The sequence below is a fragment of the Streptomyces griseorubiginosus genome, from assembly GCF_017614965.1.
Taxonomy (GTDB): Bacteria; Actinomycetota; Actinomycetes; order Streptomycetales; family Streptomycetaceae; genus Streptomyces; species Streptomyces griseorubiginosus_B.
The window spans coordinates 21548-28175 of the sequence record NZ_WVUG01000098.1 but is presented as its reverse complement, the minus strand read 5'-3'; the positions used below and the strand labels follow the sequence as shown (position 1 = coordinate 28175).

The 6628-nt window shown below is 67.1% G+C and carries 7 protein-coding genes; 5 read left to right on the top strand and 2 right to left on the bottom strand.

The genetic code is table 11. The features are described 5' to 3' along the window. Nucleotides 1-589, bottom strand: a 589-nt coding sequence (locus GRC12_RS19875) for a cysteine desulfurase family protein (protein WP_208780655.1), incomplete at its 3' end; no start/stop codon positions are given. A gap of 243 nt (nt 590-832) precedes the next feature. Between GRC12_RS19875 and ctaC the strand changes: the two genes are divergently transcribed. From ctaC to GRC12_RS19855, 4 genes are all read left to right on the top strand, one after another. Next, nucleotides 833-1795: an aa3-type cytochrome oxidase subunit II gene (gene ctaC / locus GRC12_RS19870; protein ID WP_208780654.1), complete on the top strand. Its 963-nt coding sequence runs from the start codon at nt 833-835 to the stop codon at nt 1793-1795. Further along, nucleotides 1792-3528: an aa3-type cytochrome oxidase subunit I gene (gene ctaD / locus GRC12_RS19865; RefSeq protein WP_133042909.1), complete on the top strand. Its 1737-nt coding sequence runs from the start codon at nt 1792-1794 to the stop codon at nt 3526-3528. The genes ctaC and ctaD overlap by 4 nt, the downstream gene beginning before the upstream one ends. After that, nucleotides 3525-3923: a cytochrome c oxidase subunit 4 gene (locus GRC12_RS19860; protein ID WP_208780653.1), complete on the top strand. Its 399-nt coding sequence runs from the start codon at nt 3525-3527 to the stop codon at nt 3921-3923. Before ctaD ends, GRC12_RS19860 begins: the two co-directional genes overlap by 4 nt. A gap of 132 nt (nt 3924-4055) precedes the next feature. Then, nucleotides 4056-5387, top strand: coding sequence for a L,D-transpeptidase (locus GRC12_RS19855; protein ID WP_208780652.1), 1332 nt, complete (start codon nt 4056-4058; stop codon nt 5385-5387). On the opposite strand, the gene GRC12_RS19850 is transcribed toward GRC12_RS19855, so the two are convergent. Continuing rightward, the gene (locus GRC12_RS19850) at nt 5384-5788 is read right to left on the bottom strand and encodes a response regulator transcription factor (protein ID WP_208780651.1); all 405 of its coding nucleotides are present in this window, start codon (nt 5786-5788) and stop codon (nt 5384-5386) included. The two genes, GRC12_RS19855 and GRC12_RS19850, sit on opposite strands and share 4 nt — an antisense overlap. Before the next feature lie 145 nt (nt 5789-5933). Between GRC12_RS19850 and ctaE the strand changes: the two genes are divergently transcribed. After that, on the top strand, nt 5934-6554 hold the full coding sequence (gene ctaE / locus GRC12_RS19845; protein ID WP_208780650.1) for an aa3-type cytochrome oxidase subunit III: 621 nt from the start codon (nt 5934-5936) through the stop codon (nt 6552-6554). Nucleotides 6555-6628: the final 74 nt, after the last annotated feature.

Here is a 6628-nt window from a genome sequence, read left to right as displayed (position 1 = left end):
TGTGCGCACTGGCCGTGAGCAGCGACCAGTCACCGCCGACCGCCCCCCACCCCAACGACTGCGCGGCGTCCACGAGCAACGGCACCCCCGCCGCCCGGCACACCTCGGCCACCTCCGCCACCGGCTGTACGGTCCCCACCTCATGATTGGCCGACTGCAGACAGGCCAGCGCGGTGTCCTGCCGGAGCGCGGCCGCGTACTCCGCCGGATCCACGGCGCCCGTCCGGTCCACCGCCACCTGGCTGACCGTCCCCCCGCCGCCCTCGTGCACGTCAGCGGCATGCAGCACCGAGGAATGTTCGACAGCAGACACGATCAGGTGACGTCCGACCCGCCGCCGCCCGGCCAACGCGCCCGCCATCCCGGCGTGCACGGCCCCCGTACCGGAAGCGGTGAAGCTGAGTTCGTCCGCCCGGCATCCAACGGCTTCGGCGGCCGTTTCCCGCGCGGCGTCCAGCAGCATCCGTGCCCGCCGTCCTTCCCGGTACAGACGTGCGGGGTCGGCCCATCCCTCGTCCAAGGAGGCCAACAGTGCCTGACGAGCTACGGGATGCAGAGGGGCACTGGAAGCGGCGTCAAAGTAGGACACACGCCAACGCTAACCCCCAGGGGCGCGGGGAACTGCGCGACCAGCCACATCGCACCCGCGGCCGCCAATTCAGCGAACCCCCCACCCAGTAGGCACCCCTCCCGCTGAACCCCCGGAGGGCGTCGGCTAGGGTTTGGTCCGCATAAACATCCAAACCCCTGCCCGACGCAGGGCGGCGACCGACCAGATGAGAAGGCAGGCCGCAGCCGATCCGCGCGGGCGAGACTCTCGGGAAGGCGCTACGTGAGTCCCAACGGCTCCGACCGCTCGCCGCGGCGCCCGATGCGGCGGAAGCTGCTGCAGGCAATGACCGCGGGCCTGGTCCTGGCGACCGCCACCGGTTGCACATACAAGGACTTCCCCCGCCTTGGTATGCCCACCCCGACCACGGAAGAGGCTCCGCGGATCCTCTCCCTGTGGCAGGGCTCCTGGGCTGCCGCGCTCGCCGTCGGCGTGCTGGTGTGGGGTCTGATCATCTGGAGTGCGATCTTCCACCGGCGCAGTCGCACCAAGGTCGAGGTTCCTCCGCAGACCCGGTACAACATGCCCATCGAGGCGCTGTACACGGTGGTCCCGCTCATCATCGTCTCCGTGCTGTTCTACTTCACGGCACGTGACGAGTCGAAGCTCCTCAGCCTCACGGACAAGAAGCCCGAAGTGACGGTCAACGTCGTGGGTTACCAGTGGAGCTGGGGCTTCAACTACATCACTCCGGTTCCCGGGGTGACGGGCGACGCGAAGACCGACCCGAACCTGGCGAACATCCCGGACAGGTTCAAGAACGCGTTCCCGGCCAACGCCGGCGGCGTCTACGACGTCGGCACGCCCGCCACGCGGAACCCGCAGACCGGCAACCCGGGTCCGACCCTGTGGCTGCCCAAGGGCAAGACGGTCCGCTTCGTCCTCACCTCACGTGACGTCATCCACTCCTTCTGGGTGGTGCCGTTCCTGATGAAGATGGACGTCATCCCGGGCCACACCAACTCCTTCCAGGTGACCCCCAACAAGGAGGGCACCTTCCTGGGCAAGTGCGCCGAGCTGTGCGGCGTCGACCACTCCCGCATGCTGTTCAACGTGAAGGTCGTCTCCCCGGAGCGCTACGAGCAGCACCTCAAGGACCTCGCCAAGAAGGGGCAGACCGGTTACGTTCCCGCCGGCATCGCGCAGACGGGTCACGAGAAGAACCGGGAGTCGAACGTACTGTGAGCATCCTCAACGAACCCCAGGGTGCCGCGGCAGCTGAGGGACACTACTCAGACGAGCTGCCGGTCCGGCGCAAGCAGCCCGGCAACGTCGTGATCAAGTGGCTCACCACCACTGACCACAAGACGATCGGGACGCTCTACCTCGTCACGTCGTTCGCGTTCTTCCTGATCGGCGGCGTGATGGCGCTGCTGATGCGCGCCGAGCTCGCCCGTCCTGGTCTGCAGATCATGTCGAACGAGCAGTTCAACCAGGCGTTCACGATGCACGGCACGATCATGCTGCTGATGTTCGCGACGCCGCTGTTCGCCGGCTTCACGAACTGGATCATGCCGCTGCAGATCGGCGCCCCGGACGTGGCCTTCCCGCGGCTGAACATGTTCGCCTACTGGCTGTACCTGTTCGGCTCCACCATCGCCGTCGGCGGCTTCCTCACCCCGCAGGGTGCGGCCGACTTCGGCTGGTTCGCCTACTCCCCGCTGTCGGACGCGGTCCGCTCGCCGGGCGTCGGCGCCGACATGTGGATCATGGGTCTGGCCTTCTCCGGCTTCGGCACCATCCTCGGCGCGGTCAACTTCATCACCACCATCATCTGCATGCGCGCCCCGGGCATGACCATGTTCCGCATGCCGATCTTCGTGTGGAACGTGCTGCTGACCGCGGTCCTGGTCCTGCTCGCCTTCCCCGTCCTCGCCGCCGCGCTGTTCGCGCTGGAGGCGGATCGGAAATTCGGGGCGCACGTCTTCGACTCGGCCAACGGCGGAGCGCTGCTGTGGCAACACCTCTTCTGGTTCTTCGGCCATCCCGAGGTGTACATCATCGCGCTGCCGTTCTTCGGCATCATCTCCGAGGTCATCCCGGTCTTCTCCCGCAAGCCGATGTTCGGTTACATGGGCCTGATCGGCGCGACCATCGCCATCGCGGGTCTGTCGGTGACGGTGTGGGCGCACCACATGTACGTCACGGGCGGTGTGCTGCTGCCGTTCTTCTCCTTCATGACGTTCCTCATCGCCGTTCCGACCGGTGTGAAGTTCTTCAACTGGATCGGCACCATGTGGAAGGGGTCCCTGAGCTTCGAGACACCGATGCTCTGGGCGACCGGCTTCCTCATCACCTTCACCTTCGGTGGTCTGACCGGCGTCATCCTGGCCTCGCCGCCGATGGACTTCCACGTCTCCGACTCGTACTTCGTGGTGGCGCACTTCCACTACGTCGTCTTCGGCACCGTGGTGTTCGCGATGTTCTCCGGCTTCCACTTCTGGTGGCCGAAGATGACCGGCAAGATGCTCGACGAGCGGCTCGGCAAGATCACGTTCTGGACGCTGTTCATCGGCTTCCACACCACGTTCCTGGTGCAGCACTGGCTGGGCGCCGAGGGCATGCCGCGTCGGTACGCCGACTACCTGGCGGCCGACGGCTTCACCGCGCTGAACACGGTCTCCACGATCGGCTCGTTCCTGCTCGGCCTGTCGATCCTGCCGTTCCTCTACAACGTGTGGAAGACGGCCAAGTACGGCAAGCCGGTCGGCGTCGACGACCCGTGGGGCTACGGCCGCTCCCTCGAGTGGGCGACCTCCTGCCCGCCGCCGCGGCACAACTTCCTCACCCTGCCGCGGATCCGCAGCGAATCCCCGGCGTTCGACCTGCACCACCCCGAGATCGCGGCCCTCGACCAGCTGGAGAACGCGCCTCACGGTGACAAGGCCCTCGCTGGTGGCAAGGAGGCCGGCAAGTGAAGATCCAGGGCAAGATGTTCATGTGGCTGAGCGTCTTCGTGCTCGTCATGGCGGTCGTCTATGGCGTGTGGTCGAAGGAGCCGGCCGGTACCACGGCCCTCTTCCTGGCCTTCGGTCTGTGCATCATGGTCGGCTTCTACCTGGGCTTCACCGCCCGGCGGGTCGACGCGGGTGCGATGGACAACAAGGAGGCGGACGTCGCGGACGACGCCGGCGAGGTCGGGTTCTTCAGCCCGCACAGCTGGCAGCCGCTCGCCCTCGGCGTCGGTGGCGCGCTGGCCTTCCTGTCGGTCGCGATCGGCTGGTGGCTGCTGTACTTCTCGGCGCCGGTGATCCTGGTCGGCCTGTACGGCTGGGTCTTCGAGTACTACCGCGGTGAGAACCGCACCCAGTAGCACGCGCTGAGCGGTTCTGGAGCCCGGACACTCCGTCAGGAGCGTCCGGGCTCCTGCTTTTGCCGCAATGCGCGTCCCCCGTACGAGTCACCCAGCGCGCCATGATTGACGCCGCTCCCTAGCGTCGACGTCATGAACAGCACTGTGTCCTCTCGCGGCGCAGGTGTCGGTGTCGAGGGCGCGAGCGTGCTCGGCCCCTCGTCACCGACGCGCCTGTGCACCCGCACCGTCGTCAGCTGCACGCTGCTGGTGATCGCCCTCGGCGCGGGCGGCACCGCTTGCAGCGGCGGCGGCAACCCGCTGACCGACAAGCCGTACGACGCGTCGGACCAGATCTCCTTCAACGGCCCCACCGGCGAGGGCAAGAAGGCCGACCCGGACAAGCCCCTGGAGGTCACCGCCGACGACGGCGACGGCCGTATCACCGACGTCGTCGCCATGGACGCCACCGGCCGCTATGTGACGGGCGAACTCTCCGCCGACGGCACCCGCTGGCACAGCACCTCCCCGCTGGCCGCCGACGCCCACTACACGGTGCGGGTGAGCACCGAGGACGAGGACGGGGCGCCCGGCCGCAAGGTGCTCTCCTTCGACACCAGCAAGCCCACCACCAAGAAGCGGCTGAAGGTCACCTTCGGTCCCGACTCGGGCACGTACGGCGTCGGCCAGCCGGTCACCGCCAAGCTGGACCAGCCCGTCAAGGACAAGGCGCAGCGGGCCGTCGTCGAACGCGCCCTCAGGGTCGACTCGGTGCCCGCCGTGCAGGGCGCCTGGTACTGGGTGGACGACAAGGAGCTCCACTACCGTCCCAAGGACTACTGGCCCGCGCACGCGACCGTGAGCGTGCGCAGCGACCTGGCGGGCGTGAAGATCGGCGACCGGCTGTGGGGCGAGAAGTCCAAGCCGCTGAAGCTGAGCATCGGCGACCGGGTCATCGCCGTCACCGACGCCGCCTCCCACTCCCTGGCGTTCTACAAGAACGACGAGGAGATCAAGGAGATCCCGGTCACCACCGGAAAGCCGGGCTTCGACACCCGCAACGGCGTCAAGGTGGTGCTGGGCAAGGAGTACTTCGTACGAATGCGCAGCGCCACCGTCGGCATCGCCGAGGGCTCCGCGGACTCGTACGACCTGCCCGTCTACTACGCCACCCGTCTCACCTGGAGCGGCGAGTACGTGCACGCGGCACCCTGGTCCACCGGCTCACAGGGCTACGCGAACGTCTCCCACGGCTGCACCGGCATGAGCACGGCCAACGCGGAGTGGTTCTTCGACAACGTCCACGAGGGCGACGTCGTCAAGGTCGTGAACTCCAACGGCGACACCATGGAGCCGTTCGGCAACGGCTTCGGTGACTGGAACCTCGACTGGAAGAAGTGGCGCACCGGCAGCGCCCTGGTCGCGGACACCCTGGACGCGCCGAGCCCGGCGGAACGGGCCCGGCTGCGTCCGCAGAGTGTCTAGGCGCTCTGCTGAAGGCTCTTGCGCCGCAGCAGGCCCGCCAGTGCCGAGGCGAACTCCACCGGGTCCACAGGGAGCGTCACAGCGGCGTCCGCCCGGCTCCAGGTCGCGAGCCACGCGTCCTGGGGGCGGCCGATCAGCAGCAGCACCGGCGGGCAGTTGAAGATCTCGTCCTTGATCTGCCGGCACACGCCCATGCCGCCCATCGGCACGGCCTCGCCGTCCAGCACGCAGACGTCGATACCGCCCTTGTCCAGCTCGCTGAGGACGGCGGCCGGGGTCGCGCACTCGACGAACTCCACGACGGGGACGTCCGGTGCCGGCCTGCGCCCGGTAGCCAACCGGACCTGTTCGCGGGTGGTGGAGTCGTCGCTGTAGACCAGCACCGTGGCGGTCGGCTGCATTGTTCCTCCGAGACGTCTGCGTCGTGCGGAAAGGCCCGTTGCGGCGGATGTTACTCCGTTCAACACCACGTCAACCACGGTATGAACCGGAGCAACACTCCGAACGGCACCCCCCGGAGTGAGGGCGGGATAAGCGACCGACATAATGTCGGTCGTGGCGACAGCAACGACAGTAGATACCGGGCACGCGCACCCGTCGGTCAACCGGCCGAACCTCACCAGCGTCGGAACCATCATCTGGCTGAGTTCCGAGCTGATGTTCTTCGCGGCCCTCTTCGCGATGTACTTCACCCTGCGATCGGTGACCGGTCCGGATCACTGGAAGGAGATGGCGAGCCATCTCAACCTTCCGTTCTCCGCGACCAACACCACGATCCTGGTGCTCTCCTCCCTCACCTGCCAGCTCGGCGTCTTCGCCGCCGAGCGCGGGGACGTGAAGAAGCTCCGGGGCTGGTTCATCGTCACCTTCATCATGGGTGCGATCTTCATCGGCGGTCAGATCTACGAGTACACGGAGCTGGTGAAGAAGGACGGGCTCTCCCTGTCCTCCGACCCGTACGGCTCGGTGTTCTACCTGACCACCGGCTTCCACGGCATGCACGTGACAGGCGGCCTCATCGCCTTCCTGTTCGTCCTCGGCCGCACGTACGCGGCCAAGAGGTTCACGCACGAACAGGCGACCGCGGCCATCGTCGTGTCCTACTACTGGCACTTCGTCGATGTCGTGTGGATCGGCCTCTTCGCCACGATCTACCTGATCAAGTAGCCGGGCCAGTTCCCGAGTGCGCCCGCGCGGCGCACATCCCAGAAGCATCGACGCAGAAGATCCTGACACCGGGG